Origin of the sequence: Pseudomonas sp. FSL W5-0203 (assembly GCF_001896155.1) — a bacterium.
Taxonomy (GTDB): domain Bacteria; phylum Pseudomonadota; class Gammaproteobacteria; order Pseudomonadales; family Pseudomonadaceae; genus Aquipseudomonas; species Aquipseudomonas paracarnis.
The window spans coordinates 1-351 of the sequence record NZ_MPOR01000109.1 but is presented as its reverse complement, the minus strand read 5'-3'; the positions used below and the strand labels follow the sequence as shown (position 1 = coordinate 351).

Annotated in this window: 1 protein-coding gene; it reads right to left on the bottom strand. The window is 58.1% G+C overall.

Annotated features, from left to right (window positions below; genetic code table 11):
• Window positions 1-351: immunoglobulin-like domain-containing protein (locus BOP96_RS29195; protein WP_138726273.1), on the bottom strand; the 351-nt coding region annotated here is incomplete at both ends.

The window sequence follows — 351 nt, the reverse complement described above, 5'->3', positions numbered from 1 at the left end:
AGGGCGGTGTAAACGATGTTGCCGCCTTCGCCAACGGTGGTGGTCGCGGTCAGGACTACATCGACCTTGTCGATGGTGTCGTTGATCGTGGTCGTTGCGCCGCTGCCTGCAACTTCCAGTTTTTCGAAGTTGCCGCCGGAAACGTCGGTGATCTTGACGGTCTGCGTGCTCTTATCGATAAACACGTCATCGGTAGGCGCAGGCACGGTTACGGTGCCAACGGTGTCGCCAGCCTTGATGGTGATGCTTGAACCGTTGTCGAGTTTCAGTGTTACGTCAGTGCCCGCTTTGTTGGAAAGCGTGGCGGTGTACGTGATCTGCCCACCTTCGTTTGCCTCGGCCGGAGCGGTC